The sequence below is a fragment of the Pseudoxanthomonas putridarboris genome, from assembly GCF_038321125.1.
Taxonomy (GTDB): Bacteria; Pseudomonadota; Gammaproteobacteria; order Xanthomonadales; family Xanthomonadaceae; genus Pseudoxanthomonas_A; species Pseudoxanthomonas_A putridarboris.
Genome location: NZ_JBBWWT010000001.1, coordinates 437,501 through 460,317, shown reverse-complemented (window position 1 = coordinate 460,317; position 22,817 = coordinate 437,501). Strand labels below are relative to the sequence as shown.

The following is a 22,817-nucleotide window of genomic DNA, read 5'->3' as shown; positions in this document are numbered from 1 at the left end:
TGGGTCCCGGCTTTCGCCGAGATGATGGCGTCGTTGTCGGGACAGGAGTTCGGGCGAATTACGTGCGCGCCACCTGGAATCCCGCGAACGACTGCGTCACCGGCATGATCTCCAGCCGGTTGATGTTGAGGTGCGGCGGCAGCGTGGCCACGTAGAAGATCGTCTCGGCGATGTCCTCGGCGGTCATCGGGTGGGCGCCGGTGTAGAGCTTGTCCGATGCGTCCCGGTCGCCATGCGTGCGCACCAGGGTGAATTCGGTTTCGGCCATGCCCGGTTCGATCGCCGTCACCCGCACGCCGGTGCCGTGCAGGTCGCTGCGCAGGCCGAGGGAGAACTGGCTGACGAAGGCCTTGCTGCCGCCGTAGGCATTGCCGCCCGGATACGGGTACACGCCGGCCACCGAGCTGATGTTGATGATCGCGCCCTTGCGTTCCACCAACTGCGGCAGCAGCCGATGGGTCAGCGTGACCAGCGCGGTGATGTTGGTGTCGATCATCGTGCGCCAGTCCGACAGCAGCGCGTTCTGCGCCGGCGCGGTGCCCTGCGCCAGGCCGGCGTTGTTGACCAGCAGGTCGATGTCGCGGAAGCCTGCCGGCAGGGCGGCCAGCGCCGCGTCCATCGCCGCCTCGTCGCGGATGTCGAACGCGGCCGCGTGCACGTTGTCGGCCCCCAGTTCGTCCACCAGCGCCTGCAGGCGGTCGGCGCGGCGGCCGGTGGCGACGACGCGCCAGCCGGCGGCGGCGAAGCGGCGGACCGCGGCGGCGCCGAATCCGGACGTGGCGCCGGTGATGAGCGCGGTACGGGTCATGGTGCGTGCCTCATCGGGTTCGGGCGGCTGCCTCCCCAGCGTGCGCCCGCCAGCGCGCCCGCTGCGGCGGCGGCGATCGTCAGCAGGATGCTCGCGAGGTTGAGGGAAACCAGCTTGCCCAGCCCCGGCGAAGGCGCATCCAGGGCGTTCGGCACGGCGCCCGCCAGCACGGCGAGCGTCGCCAGCCAGATGACCAGGGCGAGCGCCGCCGCCCAGGGGACGAAGCGCGTGCCGGCGATCAGGCCGCCCGCCGCCATGCCTGCCGCCACGAACAGGTAGTTCAGCGGGCTGAGATAGCCCAGGCGTGTATTGAGGGGCTCCAGCCAGGCGATCGGCAGCACGCGGCTACCCGCCCAGGAGAGGACGAGCACCAGGGCCATCGCCGCGGTGGCGCCCAGGACCGCCCGTTTCCAGTACTCGACCGGCAGTTTCATTGCGCCTTGATGGCCATCGCCGGCAGTCCGCTGTTGGCCAGTTTCTGCTTGGCTTCGGCCAGTTCGCTGGCGGTGCCGTACGGGCCCATGCGGACGCGGTAGACGGTCTTGCCGCCGATCTGCGCGGATTCGACGCGGGCGCTGAGGCCCAGCAGGGCGATCCTGGCCTTTGTGGCCTCGGCGTCGCCGGAGGCGCCGAACGCGCCCGCCTGCAGGATGTAGCGTGCGCCGCTGTCGGCGCTGGCCACGGCGGTGGCGGTAGCGGTGGAGGCGGGCTGGGCCGGTGGCGGCGGGGTGCTTGTAGCGACGGCGGGCGGTCGCGTGGGCGTGGCGGCCGGCGTTTCCACGATGGGGGCCGGTTGCGTGGAAACGGTGTCCGGCAACGGCGTCGGCGCGGCCACCGGCGACTGGCCGGCCAGTGCCGCCCGCGCCCTGCGGGCCTCTTCCTCGCGTGCGCTGGCAGCCAGTTCGGCGTCGGACATCCGCACTTCCTTGCCGGGCAGCAGGGTGTAGAAGTCGTACTGGGTTTCCTTCGGCGCGTTGTCTCCCGTCGGCGCCGTCACGGCGGGCGATTCCGTGGTTTGCGTTTCCGGCACCACGGCGTCGACGTCGGCGCTGTCGACCGGCGCGGGTTGTGCGTCCGGGTTGGGCTGCGGGCGGAAGAAACCGTCGCCGTCCTTCTTGCCCAGGCCGGGCAGGACGAAATAGATCGCCAGGCCGATCAACAGGCCCAGGATCAGCCATACCCATGCGGGCGTGGCCTGGTTGGAATTGCGGGTGGCCTGACTCTTGCCGCGCCTTGCTGCCATCTACTGCGTCTCCACTTACATCTTTTCAGGGGCGCTGACGCCCAACAGGTCCAGGCCGTTCGCCAGTGCCTGGCGCACCGCCAGCGCCAGCGCCAGCCGCGCATCGCGCAGGGCGGCGTCCTCCACCAGCACCGGCGTGCCGGCGTACCACGTGTGGAAAGCATAGGCCAAGTCGCGCAGGTATTGCGCGATGGTGTGCGGTTCCAGCGATTCGCCGGCGGCTTCCACCACTTCCGGGTAGCGCGACAGTTCGACCATCAGCGACAGCGAGGTGTCGTCGTCCAGCAGCGCCAGATGGTTCAGCGCATGGCCCTGGTCGTACGTGTAGCCCTTTTCGGCGGCCTGGCGCAGCAGGCTGCACACGCGGGCGTGCGCGTACTGCACGTAGAACACCGGGTTGTCGTTGCTCTGCTGGCGCGCCAGGTCGATGTCGAATGTGAGTTGGGAATCGGGCTTGCGCGCGATCAGGAACCAGCGCGTCGCGTCGCGGCCGGCTTCCTCGATCAGGTCGCGCAGGGTGAAGTAGCTGCCGGCGCGCTTGGAGAGCTTCACTTCCTCGCCGCCGCGCATCACCGTGACCATCTGGTGCAGCACGTACTCGGGATAGCCGGGGGGGATGCCTTCGTTCAGCGCCTGCAGGCCGGCCTTCACGCGCGCCAGCGAGCCGTGGTGGTCGGCGCCCAGTTCGGTGATCGCGCGCTGGTAGCCGCGCTGCCACTTGCTGAGGTGGTAGGCGACGTCCGGCACGAAGTAGGTGTAGCTGCCGTCGGACTTGCGCATCACGCGGTCCTTGTCGTCGCCGAAATCGGTGCTGCGCAGCCACAGCGCGCCGCCTTCCTCGTAGGTGTGGCCGGAGGCGACCAGCTTGCGCACGGTCTCCTCCACCTTCTGGCCGGTATACAGCGAGCTTTCCAGGAAGTAGGTGTCGAACGACACGCCGAACGCTTCCAGGTCCAGGTTCTGCTCGCGGCGCAGGTAGGCCACGGCGAAGCGGCGGATCGCGTCCAGGTTCTGTGGGTCCTTCTCGCCGGTGACCGAATGGCCTTCCACGTCGACCGTTTCGCCGTCGAGGTAGGCCTGCGCCACGTCGGCGATGTAGTCGCCGCGGTAACCGTCTTCCGGCCAGCCTTCGCTGTCCGGCGCCTTGCCCAGCGCGCGGGCCTGGGTGGACTTGGCCAGGTTGTCGATCTGCACGCCGGCGTCGTTGTAGTAGAACTCGCGCCGGGTGTTCCAGCCGTTGGCTTCCAGCACCCGGGCGATGCAGTCGCCGATGGCGCCGGCGCGGCCGTGGCCGACATGCAGCGGGCCGGTCGGGTTGGCGGACACGTATTCCACGCCGACCGTCCTGCCGGCGCCGGTGGCATTGCGGCCATATGCCGCGCCCTGCGACAGCGCCGTGGCCACTTCGCGCTGGTAGGCGGCGGGCGTGAGGTGGAAGTTGATGAAGCCCGGGCCGGCGATCTCGACCCTGGCCACGTCATCGCTGGCCGGCAGTGCGGCGACCAGGGCGGTGGCGATGGCGCGCGGATTGCTGCGCGCGGCCTTGGCCAACTGCATGGCGGCGTTGGTGGCGAAGTCGCCGTGCTCGCGCGTCTTGGGGCGTTCGACCACGAAGTCCGGCGTGGCGGTATCGGCCGGCAGCGTGCCGGCGGTGCGCAGGGCGTCGATGCCCCGGGTGATCAGGGCGCGGAGGGAGGCTTTCACGGAGTGGCTGGAGATGGCATCAGGCCGGCCATTCTAGCTTCTCGCAGGTTTTTCCGTGTTCTTGCGAAGGGGTTGCTGGTTTCTGGTTGCGGGTTCCGGGAAGTTGCGGTGGTTCTCGTCCAGACCGCTATGTCAGCCCCACTCCATCAGCCTGCCATCCAGCAACCAGGAACCAGAAACCCCCATCCACTTCACACCCACCCCCGCGCCGCCATCGACTGCGGGCTGCCGTCGCCGATGACGAAATGGTCCAGCAGCCGTATGTCCACCAGCGCCAGGGCCTGTTTCAGCTTCACGGTCACGGCGCGGTCGGCGGTGGAAGGCTCGGCACAGCCGGAGGGGTGGTTGTGGCCCACGATCAGCGCGGCGGCGTTGTGCGCCAGGGCGCGGCGGGCCACTTCGCGCGGATACACCTCAGCGCTGTCCACCGAGCCCTGGAACAGCTCCTCGAAGGCCAGCGCGCGGTGCCGTGTATCCAGGAACAGCGCCGCGAACACCTCGTGCGGCCGGCCGCGCAGGCGCTGGGCGAAGTAGCGGCCCGCGGCCTGCGGGTCGCTGATGGCGTCGCCGCGCTCCAGCGCCGAATGCAGCAGGCGCGTGCCCAGTTCCAGCGCGCCGGCCAAGGCGCTGGCGCGGGCGGGCCCCAGCCCGGGCAACGTGGTCAGTTCGGATGCCGGGCGTTCCAGCAGGGCGCGCAGCGAGCCGTGGGTGGCCAGCAGCTCGCGCGCGGTGGCGACGGCATCGCGGCCGCGCAGGCCGGAGCCGAGGAAGACCGCCAGCAGTTCGGCGTCGCTGAGGCTGCCGGGCCCGCGGTCGAGCAGTTTTTCGCGGGGACGTTCGTGGTGGGGCCAGTCGCGGATGTGCATGGCGGCAGTCTCGACCCGCGCCGGCGTGCGGGCCATCGGGCTTCACGGGGCGTTCGGGTAAGCTAATCGCCTGTACGGACGTAGGAAAGGGCCGACGTGAGTGGATCGAACAAGGCGCTGGGCCTGGCAGGACGTCGTCTCCTGCTGTGCGTGGGGGGCGGGATCGCCGCCTACAAATCGCTGGAGCTGGTGCGCAGGCTGAAGGACGCCGGCGCCGAGGTGCAGGTCGCGATGACCGCCGGCGCGCAGCAGTTCGTCACCCCGCTGAGCTTCCAGGCCCTGTCCGGCCAGCCCACTCGCACCAGCCTGTGGGACGGCGCCGCCGAGCAGGCGATGGGCCATATCGAACTGGCCCGCTGGGCCGAGCGCATCGTCATCGCCCCGGCCACCGCCGACCTGCTGGCGCGCCTCGCTCACGGTCTGGCCGACGATCTGGTGACCACGCTGTGCCTGGCCACCACGGCGCCGTTGAGCGTGGCGCCGGCCATGAACCACCGCATGTGGCAGCACCCGGCCACGCAGGCCAATCTGGCCACGCTCCGCGCGCGCGGCGTGCAGGTGGTGGGGCCGAACGACGGCCCGCTGGCCGAAGGCGAATCCGGGCCCGGCCGGCTGGCCGAGCCGGACGAGATCGTCGCGGCGCTGGCGGAGGCCATGGGTGCGCCGGCCGGCATCAGCGCGGAACTGGGCGGCCTGAAGATCGTCGTCAGCGCCGGTCCCACCTACGAAGACCTGGACCCGGTGCGCTACCTGGGCAACCGCAGCAGCGGCAAGATGGGCTTCGCGGTGGCCGCCAGCGCGGCGCGGCGCGGCGCGCAGGTCACCCTGGTCGCCGGTCCGGTCGGCCTGCCCACGCCGCCGGGGGTGACCCGCGTGGACGTCCGCTCGGCCGCGCAGATGCATGACGCGGTGTTCGCCGCCCTGCCGGCGGACATCTACATCGGCGCCGCCGCCGTGGCCGACTACACGCCGCGCGAACCGGCCGCCGACAAGATCAAGAAGTCCAGCGAATCGCTGGCGCTGGACTTGGTGCGCACGCCCGACATCCTGGCCGAGGTGGCGGCGCAGACGCAGGCGCTGAAGCTGGTGGTGGGATTCGCCGCCGAAACCAACAACGTGGCCGAATACGCGCGCAAGAAACTGATCGCCAAGCGCCTGGACATGATCGTCGCCAACCGCGTCGGCATCGCCGATGGCGGCTTCGAGAGCGACCAGAACGCGATGACCGCGTACTGGAAGGACGGCGAGCGCGCCTTCGCTTCCGCGCCGAAGACGCAACTGGCCGAAGAACTGATCGACCTGATCGTGGAGCGCCTGGACGCATGACCCCTGCCCCGCACGCCGTGGAAGTGAAGCTGCTCGACCCGCGCTTCGGCGACGAATGGCCGCTGCCGGCCTACGCCACCGAAGCCAGCGCCGGCATGGACCTGCGCGCCGCCATCGAGGCCCCGCTGGTGCTGCAGCCCGGCGACACCGCGCTGGTGCCCAGCGGCATCGCCCTGCACTTGGGCGATCCGCAACTGTGCGCGGTGGTGCTGCCGCGTTCCGGCCTGGGGCACCGCCACGGCATCGTGCTGGGCAACGGCACCGGCCTGATCGACGCCGACTACCAGGGTCCGCTGTTGATCAGCGTGTGGAACCGGGGCCACGAGACCTTCACCATCCAGCCCGGCGACCGCATCGCCCAGGTCATGGTGCTGCCGATAGTGCGCGTGACCCTGCAGGTGGTGGATACTTTCGCCGACAGCGCACGGGGGACGGGTGGCTTTGGCCACACCGGCGTGCGGTGACAGGGGACAACCTATGAACACGACGAACGAGAGCCGTACACGGATTCCCGTGGGCGACCTGCGCCGCGCGCTGCCGCTGGCGACCGTGCTGCTGGCCCTGCTGGCCGGCCTGATGGCATGGAGCGGCGTGCGCCAGTGGCGCGATGCCCGCCTGGGCGAAGACGTGGAGCGCGCACGCGATGCCGCCGCTGCGGCCGTGCTGTCGACCTACGACGCGCAGACCCGGCAACTGGCCAGCCGGTTGGCGTCGGAACCGGTCAAGGCCGCCTTGGCCGCCGGCGACACCGCCGCCGCCGTGGCCGCGCTGCGCGAGGGGTGGGCCGGCGTGGAGCACGCGGAGATCCTCGAAGGCAGCCTCGATGCCGCCTACCAGGACCCGGCCGCCTACGGTTTCGCCAAGCTGGCGCTGCTGGAAGCCGCCATGCAGGGCGATGCCGTCGCCGCGCGCGTGATCAAGGACGGCGAGGCCACCGCCTTCGGCCTGGCCGCCGCCGTGCCGCAGGGCGTGGTCTATGTGCGCCTGCCTCTGTCGCAGTTGACCCAGGGCTTCGATGCGGTCGCGATTTCAGGCGGTGGCTACCTGGCGCTGCGCCAGGGCGGCTTCAGCGTGCGCGAGCGCGGCAATGCCGGGCTGCGGGACGGCGCCGAGGTGATGGCCCATGCCGTCGGCAGGACCGGCCTGCGCGTGGCCGCCGCCGTGCCCGACAGCGAATCCGGCCCGCTGGGCCTGGAGGCGATCCCGGCGCTGGTGGCCGCCGTGGTGCTGGCGGCGTTGGCGGTGCTGGCGTTGCTGGTCATGCGCGGCGGGGTGCGCCTGCCGACGTTCGGGAAGAAAGCGGCGGTCGTGGAAGAGGCGGACGAACCCACCCTCGGCGAAGCCCTGCTGCGCGAGCCGCCGCCGCCGCCCAGCAGCCGCGCCGCGACGGCGCCGAAGGACACCTACACCCAGGCCGAACCCAAGGCGGTGGAAGTGGACCCGGGCATCTTCCGCGCCTACGACATCCGCGGCATCGTCGGCCAGACCCTGAGCGTGGACGTGGCCGAACTGATCGGCCTGGCCATCGGTTCGGTGATGCGCGAGGAAGACCTTGCCGACATCGTCGTCGGCCGCGACGGCCGCCTGTCCGGCCCGGACCTGGTCGGCGGACTGATCGAAGGCCTGCGCAAGGCCGGCCGCAACGTCATCGACATCGGCCTGGCGCCCACGCCCGTGGCCTACTTCGGCGCCTATCACCTGCGCACCGGCAGTTGCGTGGCGGTGACCGGCAGCCACAACCCGCCGGACTACAACGGCTTCAAGATCGTCGTCGGCGGGCAGACCCTGTCCGGCGACGCCATCACCGACCTGTACGAGCGCATCCGCGACAACCGCCTGCACGTGGCCAACGTGCGCGGCGACCTGCAGCAGCGCGACGTCTCGGGCGACTACATCCAGCGCATCGCCGACGACGTGCAGCTGGACCGTCCGCTGAAGGTCGTGGTGGACGCCGGCAACGGCGTGGCGGGCGACATCGCCCCGCAACTGCTGGAAACCATCGGCGCGGAAGTGATCCCGCTGTACTGCGACGTGGACGGTACTTTCCCCAACCACCATCCCGATCCCAGCGAGCCGCACAACCTGGAGGACCTGATCCAGACCGTGAAGCGGTTCGACGCGGACATTGGCCTGGCCTTCGACGGCGACGGCGACCGCCTGGGCGTGGTGACCAAGGAAGGCGCGATCATCTTCCCCGACCGCCTGCTCATGCTGTTCGCCGCCGACGTGCTGGAACGCAACCCCGGCGCGCTGATCATCTACGACGTCAAATGCACCGGAAAGATGCAAGGTTGGGTGCTGCGCCACGGCGGCACGCCGATGATGTGGAAGACCGGCCATTCGCTGATCAAGGCCAAGATGCGCGAGACCGGCGCCGAGCTGGCCGGCGAGATGAGCGGCCACTTCTTCTTCCAGGAACGCTGGTACGGCTTCGACGACGGCCTGTACTCCGCCGCGCGCCTGCTGGAGATCCTGGCCAACCGCGCCGAAACCCCGTCCGAGGTGCTGGCCGAACTGCCCGACGGCGTGTCCACGCCGGAGATCAAGGTGGCGGTGGACGAAGGCACGCCGCACGCCATCGTCGAGCGCTTCGTCGAGGGCGCCAGTTTCGAGGGTGCCCGCCTGTCCACCATCGACGGCCTGCGCGCCGACTGGGACGACGGCTGGGGACTGGTGCGCGCGTCCAACACCACGCCGATCCTGGTGCTGCGCTTCGAGGCCGACAACAACCAGGCGCTGGAACGCATCAAGACCGAATTCCGCACCCGCCTGCAGGCGCTGGCGCCGGAATTGACCATGACCTTCTGAGAACCTGTTCACGCTCTCGAAAAAGTGAGTTCGTCATTCCGGCGCAAGCCGGAACCCAGCGACTTTCATTGAGTCGACGCGAGCATTCCGAAGAGCTAAAGACACTGGGTCCCGGCTTGCGCCGGAATGACGGGCCTTTTTTCTCGAATACCGGCCGCGCTGCTCGAGCCGGCCGCGCCGCTCGAGATCGTGAACAGGTTCCGAGGCCCGGCGGGCGACAGATGCAACGGCACGATCAGGCCGCGCCCAGGCGTGTCCCGATCCAGTCGACGAACGACGATGCCGGCACGGGCAATGCGCCGAAGCGGCGGGCGACCAGCCAATAGGCGCCGTGCGGCATCGGCGCAGCATCGAACAGGTGGACCAGGCGGCCTGCCTCGATTTCCTCGGCCGCGAAAAGCGCATCCATCAGCGCCACGCCCTGTCCTCGCAACACGGCCTGCAGCACCAGGCCCCCGTCGGCGAAGATGGGGCCGCGATTGGCGGCGACGGACACGCCTGTCCGGCTTAGCCAGGCGCGCCACAGGTCGCGGTTTTCCTCATGCAGCAGGGTGAAGTCGGCCAGGTCGCGCGGTTGCCGCAAGGGGGCGGCCTGCTCCAGCAACGACGGTGCGGCCACCGGAAGGATCTCCACGTCGGCCAGGTGCCGGCTCTCGCTTCTCGGCCAATGCGTGGCGGTGGCGCTGTAGCGGATCGCCAATGCGGGTCGGCCGCCGCGGAAGTCCGTGAGCCGCGGATCGGAATCCAGTTCCACGTCGATGGCGGGATGGACGCGCTGGAATTCCGCCAGGTTCGGCGCCAGCCAGCAGGCCGCGAACGACGGTTCGCAGCTGATGGTGATCGTCGAACCCGCCTTCATGCCATCCAGGCCATCGAGGGCATCGCCCATTTCGTCGAAGCAGCGTGTCAGTACGCCGAGCAGTTGGCGTCCGTCGTCCGTAAGCCGCACGCCACGGTGCATGCGGACGAACAGCGGACGCTGCAGCCGCTGTTCCAGTTCATTGACCTGGCGGCTGACCGCCGCCTGCGAAATGCACAGTTCCTCCGCGGCCCGGGTGAAGCTTTGCAGGCGTCCGGCGACCTCGAAGCTGCGCAAGGCGGTCAGGGGGATGCGTCCGCGTCTCATGCACAACCTCAGGTTATGGCAGGGCGACGATAAACTCGTTTGAGCGCGGGCCGCAAGTCGCCTGCAATGGCCGGCAAACAGGGAGTGCGGCCATGTGGAACAAGGTGTACGAAGTGCTGGTGGACGTGTTGCGGACCCTCACCTGTCAGTCGCTGTCGGCAGGGTGGGACAGGGAACGCACGGAAACGGCCGCCCGGAGGCGGTACCGGCGATGAGCCTTCGGCGGATGCGGACGTGATCCGGGGGCGGGGAGGCTATGGCTGCCGCGGCGGGGCCTGGCTTGCCGACGGCGCCGTGCCCGTCATCGTGCGGTACCGCTGCAGGATGTCGGCGATCTCCACGTCCAGCTCCGCGCGCTGGGTCTCGAAGCTCTGTTGCAGGCGGCGGGTGCGGACCAGTTCGGCGTGGCGCTGGCGGATGTTGGCGGCCATTTCCGGCGCGACCGGGCGGCCGGCCAGTTCGCGGTCGCCGGCGGTCTGCAGCAGACTGACCAGGCCCTCGCGCAGGCTGACCACGTTGTAACGCGCGGTGCGCACGTTGTTGTCGACGATGGTGGTGCGCTCGGTGAACACCCGGCGCAAGTCGTCCTCGCTGCGATACGACAGCAGCATGGCCGCGTCGGTGCGGCGGCGGGTTTCCTCGGCGGCCTTGTCCATCATGCGCTGCTGCGCCTCGACGGCGGCCTGGGCGCGTTCCTCGTCGGTCAGGGCGCGGCCGATTTCGCCGGTGCGCAGGCCGCTGGCGGCGCTGATTTCCTCGCGCGCGGCGTTGACGGCTTCGGGCGGCAATGCGTCGCTGCAGACGCGTCGGCCGTTCTCTTCCCAGCAGAACAGCTTCTTGGGCGCCTTCTGCGCGATGGCGGCGGGCGCCAGCGCAAGCAAGGCGCCGGCCAGAAGGAGTGTCGAACGGATCGTCATGGCAGCCCCCTGCTGCAATCAACCCTGGAGCGCGCTGCCGTAGCGGGCCCGGTAGGCCAGCAGGTCGTCGCGATGCTGCACAAGGTCGGCGCTTTCGCCTGCAAAAGCAAGCAGGTCGTGCAGGCTGGCCACGGCGACGACCGGCACGCCGGTTTCCTCGGCCACGGCCTGGGCGGCGGAACGGCGTGGAGTGTCGGTATCGTCGCCGGCGTCGCCCAGCACCTCCTGCCGGTCCAGCGCCACGACGATGCCGGCGGGGGTGCCGCCGCCGGCACGGATCAAACCCAACGCTTCGCGGATGGCGGTGCCGGCGGTGATCACGTCGTCCACGATCAGCACGCGGCGGTCCTCCAGCGGCGCGCCGATCAGCAGCCCGCCCTCGCCGTGGTCCTTGGCTTCCTTGCGGTTGAAGGCCACCGGCAGGTCGCGGCCGCGGCGGGCGAACTCGCAGCCCAGCGCGGTGGCCAACGGGATGCCCTTGTAGGCCGGGCCGAACAGCAGGTCGAACGACACGCCGGATTCTTCGACCGCATCGGCGTAGCACGCGGCCAGGTCGGCCAGCTTGGCGCCGCTGTCGAAGCGGCCGGCGTTGAAGAAGTACGGGCTCAACCGCCCCGATTTCAGCGTGAATTGTCCGAAGCGCAGGGCCTGGGCGTGCAGGGCGAGCTGGAGGAAGCGGGAGCGATGGCTGGACATGGGAGAAGCCGGGATTGGGGATTCGGGAATGGGGATTGGCAAGAAGCATAGCCTGTCTTGGCGCATGCCTTTCCGGCGCATGCGGTACGCTTTGCGAATCCCGATTCCCGAATCCCGGCTTCCCATGCGCATCATCAGCTTCAATGCCAACGGCATCCGCTCGGCCGCCAACAAGGGTTTCTTCGACTGGCTCCGGGCCCAGCAGGCCGACGTGGTCTGCGTGCAGGAAACCAAGTCGCAGGAAAACCAGTTGACCGACGCCGCCTTCCGTCCCGATGGCCACCACTGTTTCTATCGCGACGCCACCACCAAGAAAGGCTACAGCGGCGTGGCGATCTACGCACGGCGCGAGCCGGACGAGGTGCGCACGGCGTTGGGCTGGCCCGAGTTCGATGAGGAAGGGCGCTACATCGAGGCGCGCTTCGGCGACCTGAGCGTGGTGTCGTTCTACATTCCGTCGGGTTCGTCCGGCGACGAGCGGCAGGGCTTCAAGTTCAAGGTGATGGACTGGCTGGCGCCGATCCTGGACGAGTGGCGCCGCAGCGGCCGCCACTACGTGCTGTGCGGCGACTGGAACATCGTGCGCAGCCGGCTGGACATCAGGAACTGGACCAGCAACCAGAAGAATTCCGGCTGCCTGCCGCCCGAACGCGACTGGCTGAACGGTCTGTGCGTGGACGATGGCGGCTGGGTGGACGCGTACCGCGTGCTGAACCCCGAGGGCCAGGACTACACCTGGTGGAGCAATCGCGGCGCGGCGCGCGCCAACAACGTGGGGTGGCGCATCGACTACCAGTTCGTCACGCCGTCGCTGCGCGATCGCCTGAAGGCGTGCTCGATCTATCGCGAACAGCGCTTCTCCGACCATGCGCCGTTCACGGTGGACTACGCTTGATGAGCCAGTCCGCCGACGCGGCGCCCGCCCGCCGCCGCAAGCCCTGGCAGGAAGTGCTGTTGAACCTGCGCCAGCCCAAGGTGCTGGTGATGCTGCTGCTGGGCTTCAGCTCGGGCATGCCGATCTACCTGGTGGGCAATACGCTGGGCTTCTGGATGCGCGAGAACGGCATCGAGCTGTCCATGATCGGTTTCCTGTCGTGGGTGGGCCTGGCGTACTCGCTGAAGTTCCTGTGGGCGCCGCTGGTGGACAAGCTGGACGCGCCGCTGGTGGGGCGCTGGCTGGGCCGTCGCCGTGGCTGGATGCTGTGGTCGCAGGTGGTCGCGGCGGCGGCGCTGGTCGGCATGGCGCTGGTGGAACCGCGCGAAGGCCAGCTGCTGCTGGCCGGCTTCACCCTGGACCAGTTGCTGGTGTTCGGCGCGCTGGCGCTGGTGGTGGCGTTCGCCTCGGCCACGCAGGACATCGTGGTCGATGCCTGGCGCATCGAGATCGCCGACAGCAACGAGCAGCAGGGTCTGCTGACCTCCACCGCGGCGCTGGGTTACCGCGGCGCGCTGCTGGTCACCGATGCGCTGATCCTGATCTTCGCCGCCGGCATCGGCTGGTCGATGTCCTACCACCTGATGGGTGCGCTGATGGCGGTGGGCGTGCTGGCCACGTTCATGGCGCGCGAGCCCGAGGCCACGCGGCTGGCGGCGGCGACGGACCCGAAGCTGTTCACGCCGCGCGGGCTGTTCGACGCGCTGATCGGGCCGTTCGTGGCGTTCTTCCGCGAGCACGGCCAGTGGGCGCTGCTGATGCTGCTGGCGATCAGCCTGTACCGCCTGCCGGATTTCGTGCTGGGGCCGATGGCCAACCCGTTCTATGCGGATCTGGGCATCGCCAAGGAGACCGTCGGCGCGGTGCGCGGTTCGTTCGGCCTGGTGGCCACCATCGCCGGCATCGCCGCCGCGGGGTTGTGCGCGGTGCGCTTCGGCTTCATTCCCACCTTGCTGGCGGGCGCGGTGCTGGGGCCGGGCTCGAACCTGGCCTTCGCCTACCTGGCGCTGCACGGCGCCGACGCGGGCGTGTTCACCGCCACGATGGTCATCGACAATTTCTGCAGCGGTTTCGCCGGCGTGGCGCTGATCGGCTACATGTCCAGCCTGACCAGCATCGGCTACACCGCCACCCAGTACGCCCTGCTCAGTTCGTTCTATGCGCTGCTGGGCAAGGTATTGAAGGGACTGTCCGGCGTCAGCGTGGAATATCTCGCGCAGGGACGCACGCTGCTGGAAGGCTACAGCCTGTTCTTCACCGGCACCGCGCTGCTGGGCGTGCCGGTGCTGTTGCTCTGCCTGCTGCTGATCTGGCACGACCGGAAGCGGATGGGCACCACCGCCGCGACATGAGCGCGGGCACGGGCGGTGGCTTGCCGAATCATCGACGGGCGCGTATCTAGTGGGCGCGGGGCGCGGCGACGCCTCGCCGGACCACAGGGGAATCCATGACCGACATCGTGCTGAAGGACATCGACCCGATCCTGGCCGATCGCATCCGCCGGGTGTCGCAGGCGCGCGGATGGAACATCCACGACACCATCCTGAACCTGCTGGAGCAGGGCCTGTTCACCTGCGAGGCGGAAGTGAGCGGCGGCTTCAACGACGCCGAGGTCAACGTGCTTTCCGACGCGATCAACGCACTGAAGGACGTGCCCGCCGGCAAGGGGTTCTGAGGCCGCTCACGCCGGATACACCGCGCCCAGCACGCGCGGCCCGCGCGCGCCGGTGACCGCCGGCAGGTTGCCCGGCCGCCCGGCCAGCGTCTCGCGGGCCAGCCACGCGAAGCCCATCGCCTCCACGTAGTCCGGGTCCAGCCCGTGCGCCGCGGTCGATTCCACCACCGCCTGCGGCAGGTGCGCGGCCAATCGCGCCATCAGTACCGCGTTGTGCACGCCGCCCCCGCAGACCAGCACGCGTCGTGTGGTCGGCTGGGTCATCGCCAACGCGTCGGCCACGGTGCGCGCGGTCAGTTCCAGCAAGGTGGCCTGCACGTCGGCGGGCGCCGGCGGCGTGTCGCCCAGCCGTGCCTGCAGCCAATCCAGGTGGAACTGCTCGCGGCCGGTGCTCTTGGGCGGCGGCAGCGCAAACCACGGCTCGGCCAGCAGGCGCGCCAGCAGCGCGGCGTCCGCTTGGCCGCTGGCCGCGAACGCGCCCGATGCATCGAAAGCCCGGCCGGTATGGCGTTCGCACCAGCCATCCATCAATGCATTCGCCGGACCCGTGTCGAAGCCGCGCACCGCCCGCTCCGGACTCGATCCGGGCTCGCTGGCGGCGGGCAGCAGGGTGAAGTTGCCGATGCCGCCCAGGTTGAGCACGGCGCGGTCCTCATGCGGAGAACCCAGCAAGGCGGCGTGGAAGGCCGGCATCAGTGGCGCGCCATGGCCGCCGGCGGCGACATCGCGGCGGCGGAAGTCGGCCACCGTGTCGATGCCGCTGCGTTCGGCGATGACGTTGCCATCGCCCAGTTGCCAAGTGAACGGCGGATCGGCATGCGGACGATGGCGGATGGTCTGCCCGTGCGAGCCGATCGCACGCACGCGGCCGCGCGGCACGCCGGATTCCTCCAGCAGCGCCAGCACGGCATCGGCGAACGCCTGCGCGACGCGCGCATCCAGCGAGCCGAGTTGGTCCAGCGACACGTTGTCCACCCCTTGGCCCAGGGCGATCAAGGGCACGCGCAGCGTGTCGTGCCATGCATAGGTCCTGCCGCGCACCAGTTCGCACCGCAGCGACTCCCCGGAGCCTTCGAAGCGCACCAGGGCGGCGTCGATGCCATCGGCGCTGGTGCCCGAAATCAGGCCCAGGTAAAGCTCGGGAGCGGCGGCATCGGTGGAATGGGGCATGCGGATCCGGCGGGCAAAGAAAAAGGCGGGACAGTGTCCCGCCTTTTGCGATTCATCGCCATGCGGCAGCAGGGATCAGCCCTTGCCGCTGCCCTTCCTGCCGGCGGCGGCAGGCTTGGCCGCCGCGGTGACCTTGGCGTTCTCCGGCTCAGCCGGGCCGACATCGGCGTAGATGATGTCTTCCACCGTGCGGATGCGCGCCAGCGCATTGGCGGTATAGGTGCGGAACGAGGCCAACTGGGCGCCGGACAGCGGTTCGGGCGGCGGCATCGTCACCGACAGCGGATTGCGGTGCACGCCGTTGATGCGGAATTCGTAATGCAGGTGCGGGCCGGTGGACAGGCCGGTGGTGCCGACGTAGCCGATCACCGTGCCCTGCGCCACGCGCTGGCCGGGCTTGATGTTGCCCAGCCGCGACATGTGCCCGTACAGCGTGGTGTGGCCCTTGCCGTGGTCCAGGATCACGGTGCGGCCGTAGCCGCCCTGCCAGCCGGCGAACTGCACCCGGCCGTCGCCGGCGGCCATGATCGGCGTGCCGGTGGAGGCGGCGTAGTCCACGCCCTTGTGCATGCGCATCGTGCCCAGCACCGGGTGGCGGCGCGCGCCGAACTTGGAGCTCATGCGCGCGTACTGGATCGGCATGCGGATGAAGCTTTTCTTCAGCGGCCGGCCGTCGGCGGTGAAGTACTCCGGCTTGCCGCCCGGGCGGGTGAAGCGGAAGCCCGACCGCAGCTTGCCGTTCACGGTGAAGGTGGCCGCCTGCACCGGGCCGGTGCTGATCAGCTCGCCCTCGCGCCAGGTCTGTTCGACCACCACGCTGAAGCGGTCTTCCGGCCCCAGGTCGGAATTGAAGTCGATGTCGTACTTGAAGATCTCGTCGGTCAGCGAGTTGATGTTCGCCGCCGTCAGGCCGGCCTTGCGCGCCGAGCGGTTGAGCGAACGCCCCACCTTGCCGCTGAGCACCACGGTGCGGGTGGTGGTCTCGCGGGCGATCACGCGTTCGGTGATCTTGTCCGGGCCGATCGTCAGTTCCACCCGGTGGCCGGGGTCGCGGTCGTAGCGCAACGTGCGCAGGCCGCCGGTGGCGGGCAGGTCGAAGGCGATCTCGGCGCCCGGCTTCAGCCGCGTCAGCGCCTGCTTGGCGTCGGCGTTCTCCAGCAGGCGGTACAGGGTGGCGGCCGGAATGCCCAGTTCCTCGAAGATCGCGCCCATCGTCTGGCCCGGCTTCACCCGCACGATCTGCCAGCTGTCGGCATCGGCGTCGGCCTGGCGCGCTTCGGACAATTCCGGGAGATCCAGCGCGAAGGTGGCGTGCGGCGTGGAAACCGGGGCCTGGATCGCATTGGAGAAGCCCGGCACGATGGTCGCCATCAGTACGCCGATGGTGGTGAACAGGCTGGCTTGGATCCAGTGGCGGCGCGTCCAGCGGCCGGCCGGCAGCGCGTGCTTCACACGCTCGTGCAGCGCGGTATCGCGAAGCACCCCAAGGCGTTCCCGGAACTGTTGCTTGCGGCCGTTGCCGCCCCCATGAGATTGCATCAAGGTTGCATCCCGGGCCCAAGAACAAGGCCCCAATCGGCGTACCATAGTCACACGAAGACTTCGCGTCAAACCATTGAGCCGATTGACTTTTTTGATCCGCATCACGATTCGTCCTGCTTTAACATAAGCTTCACCTAACTGACTTCGCCTTCACGCGCGCCACACCCACCGGAATCCATGCCTTGTCCCCTGCAGATGCCCTTGCCCTGATCGGCCGCGGAGCCGACGAAATCCTCAAGACCGAAGAGCTGGAAGCCCGCCTCAAGCTGGGCCGCCCGCTGCGGATCAAGGCCGGCTTCGACCCCACCGCCCCGGACCTGCACATCGGCCACACCGTCCTGCTGAACAAGATGCGGCAGTTCCAGGACCTCGGGCACCAGGTGATCTTCCTGATCGGCGACTTCACCGGGATGATCGGCGACCCCACCGGCAAGAACGTCACCCGCAAGCCGCTGACCCGCGATGACGTGTTGGCCAACGCCCAGACCTACGCCGACCAGGTGTTCAAGGTGCTGGACAAGGCGCGCACCGAGGTCCGCTTCAATTCCGAATGGTTCGGCCAGATGACGGCGGCCGACATGATCAAGCTGGCGGCCCAGCACACCGTGGCGCGCATGCTGGAGCGCGACGACTTCGCCAAGCGCTACGCCGCGCAGCAGTCGATCGCCATCCACGAATTCCTCTACCCGCTGGTGCAGGGCTACGACTCGGTCGCGCTGAAGGCCGACGTCGAACTGGGCGGCACCGACCAGAAGTTCAACCTGTTGATGGGCCGCGGCCTGCAGGAGCACTTCGGCCAGCCGCCGCAGATCGTGCTGACCATGCCGCTGCTGGAAGGGCTGGACGGCGTGCAGAAGATGTCCAAGTCGCTGGGCAACTACATCGGCATCAACGAACCGGCCATCGACATCGTCACCAAGACCATGAAGATCGGCGACGACCTGATGTGGCGCTGGATCGAACTGCTCAGCTTCGAGATCGGCGTGGCCGAAGCCGCCGCGCTCAAGCAGGCCGTGGCCACAGGCGAATTGAACCCCCGCGACGTCAAGCTGCGCTTGGCGCAGGAACTGGCCGCGCGCTTCCACGGAGCGGCCGAGGCCGAAAAGGCCGTCGCCGGCTGGCATGCCGTCGTCCGCGGCGAAGGCGATACATCCCTGCTCGAGCTGAAGGATGTCGCGGTCCCGGCCGAGGGCCTGCGCATCGGCGCCCTGCTGACCGCCGCCGGCATCACGCCCAGCAACTCGGAAGCCAGCCGCAAGCTGAAGGAACGGGCCGTGAAGATCGACGGCGCCGTGGTGGAGGACCCCAATACGGCCCTGGCGCCCGGTTTCGAGGGTGTCCTGCAGGTAGGCAAGCGCAACTTCGCCCGGGTCCGGCTGGTCGCGCAGTAAGGCCTGGCAAGGCATCCGCCGGGGCCGGCCGAGGGGGCTCCGGACGGGGTGGCTGGCAGCGTGAAATTTTTCGCGGGCGGCCTTCCCAAACGGGGTGGAACCCGTCATACTTTCCCTCCCCCGTCGCCAGGGGCTTTGCCGGAAGGCAACGGCCACGAACGAAGGGAAACGAATCGCCAACAGCCTCCCAAACAGGGTGTTGACGAAACGCAAAAACCCGCCATAATGTGCGGCTCACCTCGACGGAAACGTTGGGGTCACGAAGGAAGGCGCTGAGGCCGACTTCGCAGCTCTTTGACAGTGTGCGCAGGTGACTTGTGTGGGCGCCTGCAGGAAGGACAAGCTGTCCATCTTGCAGACGTTCGATTCATGAGCATCTTGTCAATTGTAGAAATGCAAGCGATACGTAAAGCTTGTGATCAAGCGATCTGCATTCAAAGCTTTTGCCTTCGGGCATGTAGTTTTAAGTGAAGAGTTTGATCCTGGCTCAGAGTGAACGCTGGCGGTAGGCCTAACACATGCAAGTCGAACGGCAGCACAGGAGAGCTTGCTCTCTGGGTGGCGAGTGGCGGACGGGTGAGGAATACATCGGAATCTACCTTTTCGTGGGGGATAACGTAGGGAAACTTACGCTAATACCGCATACGACCTACGGGTGAAAGTGGGGGACCTTCGGGCCTCACGCGGATAGATGAGCCGATGTCGGATTAGCTAGTTGGCGGGGTAAAGGCCCACCAAGGCGACGATCCGTAGCTGGTCTGAGAGGATGATCAGCCACACTGGAACTGAGACACGGTCCAGACTCCTACGGGAGGCAGCAGTGGGGAATATTGGACAATGGGCGCAAGCCTGATCCAGCCATACCGCGTGGGTGAAGAAGGCCTTCGGGTTGTAAAGCCCTTTTGTTGGGAAAGAAATCCCATCGATTAATACTCGATGGGGATGACGGTACCCAAAGAATAAGCACCGGCTAACTTCGTGCCAGCAGCCGCGGTAATACGAAGGGTGCAAGCGTTACTCGGAATTACTGGGCGTAAAGCGTGCGTAGGTGGTGGTTTAAGTCCGTTGTGAAAGCCCTGGGCTCAACCTGGGAATTGCAGTGGATACTGGATCACTAGAGTGTGGTAGAGGGATGCGGAATTTCCGGTGTAGCAGTGAAATGCGTAGAGATCGGAAGGAACATCTGTGGCGAAGGCGGCATCCTGGGCCAACACTGACACTGAGGCACGAAAGCGTGGGGAGCAAACAGGATTAGATACCCTGGTAGTCCACGCCCTAAACGATGCGAACTGGATGTTGGGTTCAACTTGGAACCCAGTATCGAAGCTAACGCGTTAAGTTCGCCGCCTGGGGAGTACGGTCGCAAGACTGAAACTCAAAGGAATTGACGGGGGCCCGCACAAGCGGTGGAGTATGTGGTTTAATTCGATGCAACGCGAAGAACCTTACCTGGTCTTGACATCCACGGAACTTTCCAGAGATGGATTGGTGCCTTCGGGAACCGTGAGACAGGTGCTGCATGGCTGTCGTCAGCTCGTGTCGTGAGATGTTGGGTTAAGTCCCGCAACGAGCGCAACCCTTGTCCTTAGTTGCCAGCACGTAATGGTGGGAACTCTAAGGAGACCGCCGGTGACAAACCGGAGGAAGGTGGGGATGACGTCAAGTCATCATGGCCCTTACGACCAGGGCTACACACGTACTACAATGGTGGGGACAGAGGGCTGCAAACCCGCGAGGGTGAGCCAATCCCAGAAACCCCATCTCAGTCCGGATTGGAGTCTGCAACTCGACTCCATGAAGTCGGAATCGCTAGTAATCGCAGATCAGCATTGCTGCGGTGAATACGTTCCCGGGCCTTGTACACACCGCCCGTCACACCATGGGAGTTTGTTGCACCAGAAGCAGGTAGCTTAACCTTCGGGAGGGCGCTTGCCACGGTGTGGCCGATGACTGGGGTGAAGTCGTAACAAGGTAGCCGTATCGGAAGGTGCGGCTGGATCACCTCCTTTTGAGCACGACAAGCGCTTCTTGTCAGGCGCCCACACAAGACACCTGCATTTTTCAGAGTAATCCCGTACGCGGGTCCCTCCGCAAGAGCCCGCACATCGCTGTGCGGACTTTCCAGGGGAAAGCCTTACGGGGCCATAGCTCAGCTGGGAGAGCACCTGCTTTGCAAGCAGGGGGTCGTCGGTTCGATCCCGACTGGCTCCACCACTGAGGACGACTTTTGGGTCTGTAGCTCAGGTGGTTAGAGCGCACCCCTGATAAGGGTGAGGTCGGTGGTTCGAGTCCTCCCAGACCCACCAAACCAGGTCAGCCATGGCACTCTCTGGAAATTGCACCGCACACTAAAAGATTTGAAACGGGTTGGCGCTGAAGCCGGCCTCGTGTTCTTTAACAACTTGTGACGTAGCGAGCGTTTTAGATTTTCATCTAGACGTGTCGTTGAGGCTAAGGCGGGGACTTCGAGTCCCTAGTAAATTGAGTCGTATGTTCGCGTCGGTGGCTTTGTACCCCACCGGCACGGCGTGTAGCTCCGAGGCGACTTGGGGTTATATGGTCAAGCGAATAAGCGCACACGGTGGATGCCTTGGCGGTCAGAGGCGATGAAGGACGTGGCAGCCTGCGAAAAGTGCGGGGGAGCTGGCAACAAGCATTGATCCCGCAATGTCCGAATGGGGAAACCCACTGCTTCGGCAGTATCCTGCAGTGAATACATAGCTGCTGGAAGCGAACCCGGTGAACTGAAATATCTAAGTAACCGGAGGAAAAGAAATCAACCGAGATTCCCTGAGTAGTGACGAGCGAACGGGGACCAGCCCTTAAGCTGGATTGGTTTTAGAAGAACAGTCTGGAAAGACTGGCCATAGACGGTGACAGCCCGGTATTCGAAAGGACCTTTTCAGTGAAGACGAGTAAGGCGGGGCACGAGAAACCCTGTCTGAACATGGGGGGACCATCCTCCAAGGCTAAATACTCCTGACCGACCGATAGTGAACCAGTACCGTGAGGGAAAGGCGAAAAGAACCCCGGAGAGGGGAGTGAAATAGACCCTGAAACCGTGTGCGTACAAGCAGTAGGAGCCCGCAAGGGTGACTGCGTACCTTTTGTATAATGGGTCAGCGACTTACTGTTCGTGGCAAGCTTAACCGTATAGGGGAGGCGAAGGGAAACCGAGTCTGATAAGGGCGCATAGTCGCGGGCAGTAGACCCGAAACCGGGTGATCTAGTCATGCCCAGGGTGAAGGTGCCGTAACAGGTACTGGAGGCCCGAACCCACTCCCGTTGCAAAGGTAGGGGATGAGGTGTGATTAGGAGTGAAAAGCTAATCGAACCCGGAGATAGCTGGTTCTCCTCGAAAGCTATTTAGGTAGCGCCTCGTATGAATCTTCTTGGGGGTAGAGCACTGTTATGGCTAGCGGGACATCGCGTCTTAGCAAACCATGGCAAACTCCGAATACCAAGACAGACTGTACGGGAGACACACGGCGGGTGCTAACGTCCGTCGTGAAAAGGGAAACAACCCAGACCCACAGCTAAGGTCCCAAATTCATCGCTAAGTGGAAAACGATGTGGAAAGGCACAGACAGCCAGGAGGTTGGCTTAGAAGCAGCCACCCTTTAAAGAAAGCGTAATAGCTCACTGGTCGAGTCGGTCTGCGCGGAAGATTTAACGGGGCTAAGCGATGAACCGAAGCTTGGGGTGCACACTTTGTGTGCGCGGTAGAGGAGCGTTCCGTAAGCCGTTGAAGGTGACTTGAGAAGGTTGCTGGAGGTATCGGAAGTGCGAATGCTGACATGAGTAACGATAATGCGGGTGAAAAGCCCGCACGCCGAAAGCCCAAGGTTTCCTTGCGCAACGTTAATCGACGCAGGGTTAGTCGGTCCCTAAGGCGAGGGCGAAAGCCGTAGTCGATGGGAAGCAGGTTAATATTCCTGCACCTCGCGTGAGTGCGATGGAGGGACGGAGAAGGTTAGGTGTACCGGGCGTTGGTTGTCCCGGGGAAAGGCGGTAGGTTTGGATCTTTGGCAAATCCGGGATCCTTTAAGACCGAGCACCGAGACGAGCCCTTTTGGGCGAAGTCACCGATACCACGCTTCCAGGAAAAGCTCCTAAGCTTCAGCTCACGCAGACCGTACCGTAAACCGACACAGGTGGGTAGGATGAGAATTCTCAGGCGCTTGAGAGAACTCGGGTGAAGGAACTAGGCAACATGGCACCGTAACTTCGGGAGAAGGTGCGCCCTTGATGGTGGCTACATGCGTAGCTGAGCTGTCGAGGGCCGCAGAAACCAGGCCGCTGCGACTGTTTATCAAAAACACAGCACTCTGCAAACACGAAAGTGGACGTATAGGGTGTGACGCCTGCCCGGTGCTGGAAGGTTAATTGATGGGGTCAGCCGCAAGGCGAAGCTCTTGATCGAAGCCCCAGTAAACGGCGGCCGTAACTATAACGGTCCTAAGGTAGCGAAATTCCTTGTCGGGTAAGTTCCGACCTGCACGAATGGCGTAACGACAGCGGCGCTGTCTCCACCCGAGACTCAGTGAAATTGAAATCGCTGTGAAGATGCAGCGTTCCCGTGGCAAGACGGAAAGACCCCGTGAACCTTTA

17 protein-coding genes, 2 tRNA genes and 2 rRNA genes (1 of these 21 cut by a window edge) are annotated in these 22,817 nt (G+C 66.5%); 11 read left to right on the top strand and 10 right to left on the bottom strand.

All coding sequences use genetic code 11. The features are described 5' to 3' along the window. Positions 1 to 58: 58 nt before the first annotated feature. The 5 genes from AAD027_RS02045 to radC form a co-directional block, all read right to left on the bottom strand. Entirely contained in the window at positions 59 to 808 is a 750-nt protein-coding gene (locus AAD027_RS02045; RefSeq protein WP_341724341.1) for an SDR family NAD(P)-dependent oxidoreductase, read from the bottom strand. Then, complete coding sequence (locus AAD027_RS02040; RefSeq protein WP_341724340.1) at positions 805 to 1,242, bottom strand: hypothetical protein; 438 nt, start codon at positions 1,240 to 1,242, stop codon at positions 805 to 807. The genes AAD027_RS02045 and AAD027_RS02040 overlap by 4 nt, the downstream gene beginning before the upstream one ends. Further along, positions 1,239 to 2,051: an SPOR domain-containing protein gene (locus tag AAD027_RS02035; RefSeq protein WP_341724339.1), complete on the bottom strand. Its 813-nt coding sequence runs from the start codon at positions 2,049 to 2,051 to the stop codon at positions 1,239 to 1,241. Before AAD027_RS02035 ends, AAD027_RS02040 begins: the two co-directional genes overlap by 4 nt. Before the next feature lie 15 nt (positions 2,052 to 2,066). Then, positions 2,067 to 3,755 carry an arginine--tRNA ligase gene (gene argS, locus AAD027_RS02030; protein WP_341724338.1) on the bottom strand — a complete coding sequence of 563 codons (1,689 nt, stop codon included), beginning with the start codon at positions 3,753 to 3,755 and terminating at the stop codon, positions 2,067 to 2,069. 191 nt (positions 3,756 to 3,946) lie between these two features. Beyond that, a complete protein-coding gene (radC, locus tag AAD027_RS02025) occupies positions 3,947 to 4,621 on the bottom strand; it encodes a RadC family protein (protein ID WP_341724337.1) in 675 nt (224 codons plus the stop codon). A gap of 96 nt (positions 4,622 to 4,717) precedes the next feature. On the opposite strand from radC, the gene coaBC reads away from it, so the two are divergent. Genes coaBC through AAD027_RS02010 form a run of 3 tightly spaced genes read left to right on the top strand, consistent with a single transcriptional unit; the run spans position 4,718 to position 8,755 of the window. Further along, positions 4,718 to 5,947 (top strand): bifunctional phosphopantothenoylcysteine decarboxylase/phosphopantothenate--cysteine ligase CoaBC, encoded by a 1,230-nt coding sequence (gene coaBC, locus AAD027_RS02020; protein WP_341724336.1) that lies wholly within the window; start codon positions 4,718 to 4,720, stop codon positions 5,945 to 5,947. Next, on the top strand, positions 5,944 to 6,411 hold the full coding sequence (gene dut, locus AAD027_RS02015; protein WP_341724335.1) for a dUTP diphosphatase: 468 nt from the start codon (positions 5,944 to 5,946) through the stop codon (positions 6,409 to 6,411). Before coaBC ends, dut begins: the two co-directional genes overlap by 4 nt. 13 nt (positions 6,412 to 6,424) lie before the next feature. Continuing rightward, entirely contained in the window at positions 6,425 to 8,755 is a 2,331-nt protein-coding gene (locus tag AAD027_RS02010) for a phosphomannomutase/phosphoglucomutase (RefSeq protein ID WP_341724334.1), read from the top strand. A gap of 235 nt (positions 8,756 to 8,990) precedes the next feature. Here the strand turns inward: AAD027_RS02010 and AAD027_RS02005 are convergent, their stop codons facing one another. The 3 genes from AAD027_RS02005 to pyrE form a co-directional block, all read right to left on the bottom strand. Then, positions 8,991 to 9,881, bottom strand: a complete 891-nt coding sequence (locus tag AAD027_RS02005; RefSeq protein ID WP_341724333.1) for a LysR substrate-binding domain-containing protein — start codon at positions 9,879 to 9,881, stop codon at positions 8,991 to 8,993. 254 nt (positions 9,882 to 10,135) lie between these two features. Beyond that, positions 10,136 to 10,798 (bottom strand): hypothetical protein, encoded by a 663-nt coding sequence (locus tag AAD027_RS02000; protein ID WP_341724332.1) that lies wholly within the window; start codon positions 10,796 to 10,798, stop codon positions 10,136 to 10,138. Positions 10,799 to 10,816: 18 nt separating this feature from the next. Then, positions 10,817 to 11,494: an orotate phosphoribosyltransferase gene (gene pyrE / locus AAD027_RS01995; protein ID WP_341724331.1), complete on the bottom strand. Its 678-nt coding sequence runs from the start codon at positions 11,492 to 11,494 to the stop codon at positions 10,817 to 10,819. Positions 11,495 to 11,618: 124 nt separating this feature from the next. Between pyrE and AAD027_RS01990 the strand changes: the two genes are divergently transcribed. The 3 genes from AAD027_RS01990 (at position 11,619) to AAD027_RS01980 (ending at position 14,103) form a co-directional block, all read left to right on the top strand. Further along, positions 11,619 to 12,389, top strand: a complete 771-nt coding sequence (locus AAD027_RS01990) for an exodeoxyribonuclease III (protein WP_341724330.1) — start codon at positions 11,619 to 11,621, stop codon at positions 12,387 to 12,389. Continuing rightward, positions 12,389 to 13,780, top strand: coding sequence for an AmpG family muropeptide MFS transporter (locus tag AAD027_RS01985; protein WP_341724329.1), 1,392 nt, complete (start codon positions 12,389 to 12,391; stop codon positions 13,778 to 13,780). The genes AAD027_RS01990 and AAD027_RS01985 overlap by 1 nt, the downstream gene beginning before the upstream one ends. 95 nt (positions 13,781 to 13,875) lie before the next feature. Further along, a complete protein-coding gene (locus tag AAD027_RS01980; protein ID WP_341724328.1) occupies positions 13,876 to 14,103 on the top strand; it encodes a hypothetical protein in 228 nt (75 codons plus the stop codon). A gap of 6 nt (positions 14,104 to 14,109) precedes the next feature. Here the strand turns inward: AAD027_RS01980 and AAD027_RS01975 are convergent, their stop codons facing one another. Next, the gene (locus AAD027_RS01975) at positions 14,110 to 15,273 is read right to left on the bottom strand and encodes an anhydro-N-acetylmuramic acid kinase (RefSeq protein WP_341724327.1); all 1,164 of its coding nucleotides are present in this window, start codon (positions 15,271 to 15,273) and stop codon (positions 14,110 to 14,112) included. Positions 15,274 to 15,348: 75 nt separating this feature from the next. Continuing rightward, positions 15,349 to 16,812, bottom strand: coding sequence for a peptidoglycan DD-metalloendopeptidase family protein (locus tag AAD027_RS01970; RefSeq protein ID WP_341724326.1), 1,464 nt, complete (start codon positions 16,810 to 16,812; stop codon positions 15,349 to 15,351). Positions 16,813 to 16,997: 185 nt separating this feature from the next. On the opposite strand from AAD027_RS01970, the gene tyrS reads away from it, so the two are divergent. The 5 genes from tyrS to AAD027_RS01945 all read left to right on the top strand — a co-directional run. Continuing rightward, complete coding sequence (gene tyrS / locus AAD027_RS01965) at positions 16,998 to 18,206, top strand: tyrosine--tRNA ligase (protein ID WP_341724325.1); 1,209 nt, start codon at positions 16,998 to 17,000, stop codon at positions 18,204 to 18,206. Between the two features lie 464 nt (positions 18,207 to 18,670). Continuing rightward, positions 18,671 to 20,215, top strand: a 16S ribosomal RNA gene (locus AAD027_RS01960). A gap of 129 nt (positions 20,216 to 20,344) precedes the next feature. After that, positions 20,345 to 20,420, top strand: a tRNA-Ala gene (locus tag AAD027_RS01955). A gap of 15 nt (positions 20,421 to 20,435) precedes the next feature. Beyond that, positions 20,436 to 20,512: transfer RNA gene (locus tag AAD027_RS01950), tRNA-Ile, on the top strand. Positions 20,513 to 20,764: 252 nt separating this feature from the next. Further along, a 23S ribosomal RNA gene (locus AAD027_RS01945) occupies positions 20,765 to 22,817 on the top strand (it continues 825 nt past the right edge of the window). The 16S and 23S rRNA genes sit together here with 2 tRNA genes alongside, the layout of an rRNA operon.

Excerpts from the sequence above, each read along its gene's own strand:
- dut (WP_341724335.1), top strand. The coding sequence starts at position 5,944 with ATGACCCCTGCCCCGCACGCCGTGGAAGTGAAGCTGCTCGACCCGCGC.
- AAD027_RS01970 (WP_341724326.1), bottom strand. The coding sequence starts at position 16,812 with ATGCAATCTCATGGGGGCGGCAACGGCCGCAAGCAACAGTTCCGGGAA.
- radC (WP_341724337.1), bottom strand. The coding sequence starts at position 4,621 with ATGCACATCCGCGACTGGCCCCACCACGAACGTCCCCGCGAAAAACTG.
- AAD027_RS01975 (WP_341724327.1), bottom strand. The coding sequence starts at position 15,273 with ATGCCCCATTCCACCGATGCCGCCGCTCCCGAGCTTTACCTGGGCCTG.
- AAD027_RS02045 (WP_341724341.1), bottom strand. The coding sequence starts at position 808 with ATGACCCGTACCGCGCTCATCACCGGCGCCACGTCCGGATTCGGCGCC.
- AAD027_RS02040 (WP_341724340.1), bottom strand. The coding sequence starts at position 1,242 with ATGAAACTGCCGGTCGAGTACTGGAAACGGGCGGTCCTGGGCGCCACC.
- AAD027_RS02000 (WP_341724332.1), bottom strand. The coding sequence starts at position 10,798 with ATGACGATCCGTTCGACACTCCTTCTGGCCGGCGCCTTGCTTGCGCTG.
- AAD027_RS01990 (WP_341724330.1), top strand. The coding sequence starts at position 11,619 with ATGCGCATCATCAGCTTCAATGCCAACGGCATCCGCTCGGCCGCCAAC.
- AAD027_RS01985 (WP_341724329.1), top strand. The coding sequence starts at position 12,389 with ATGAGCCAGTCCGCCGACGCGGCGCCCGCCCGCCGCCGCAAGCCCTGG.
- AAD027_RS01980 (WP_341724328.1), top strand. The coding sequence starts at position 13,876 with ATGACCGACATCGTGCTGAAGGACATCGACCCGATCCTGGCCGATCGC.
- AAD027_RS02010 (WP_341724334.1), top strand. The coding sequence starts at position 6,425 with ATGAACACGACGAACGAGAGCCGTACACGGATTCCCGTGGGCGACCTG.
- AAD027_RS02005 (WP_341724333.1), bottom strand. The coding sequence starts at position 9,881 with ATGAGACGCGGACGCATCCCCCTGACCGCCTTGCGCAGCTTCGAGGTC.
- pyrE (WP_341724331.1), bottom strand. The coding sequence starts at position 11,494 with ATGTCCAGCCATCGCTCCCGCTTCCTCCAGCTCGCCCTGCACGCCCAG.
- AAD027_RS02035 (WP_341724339.1), bottom strand. The coding sequence starts at position 2,051 with ATGGCAGCAAGGCGCGGCAAGAGTCAGGCCACCCGCAATTCCAACCAG.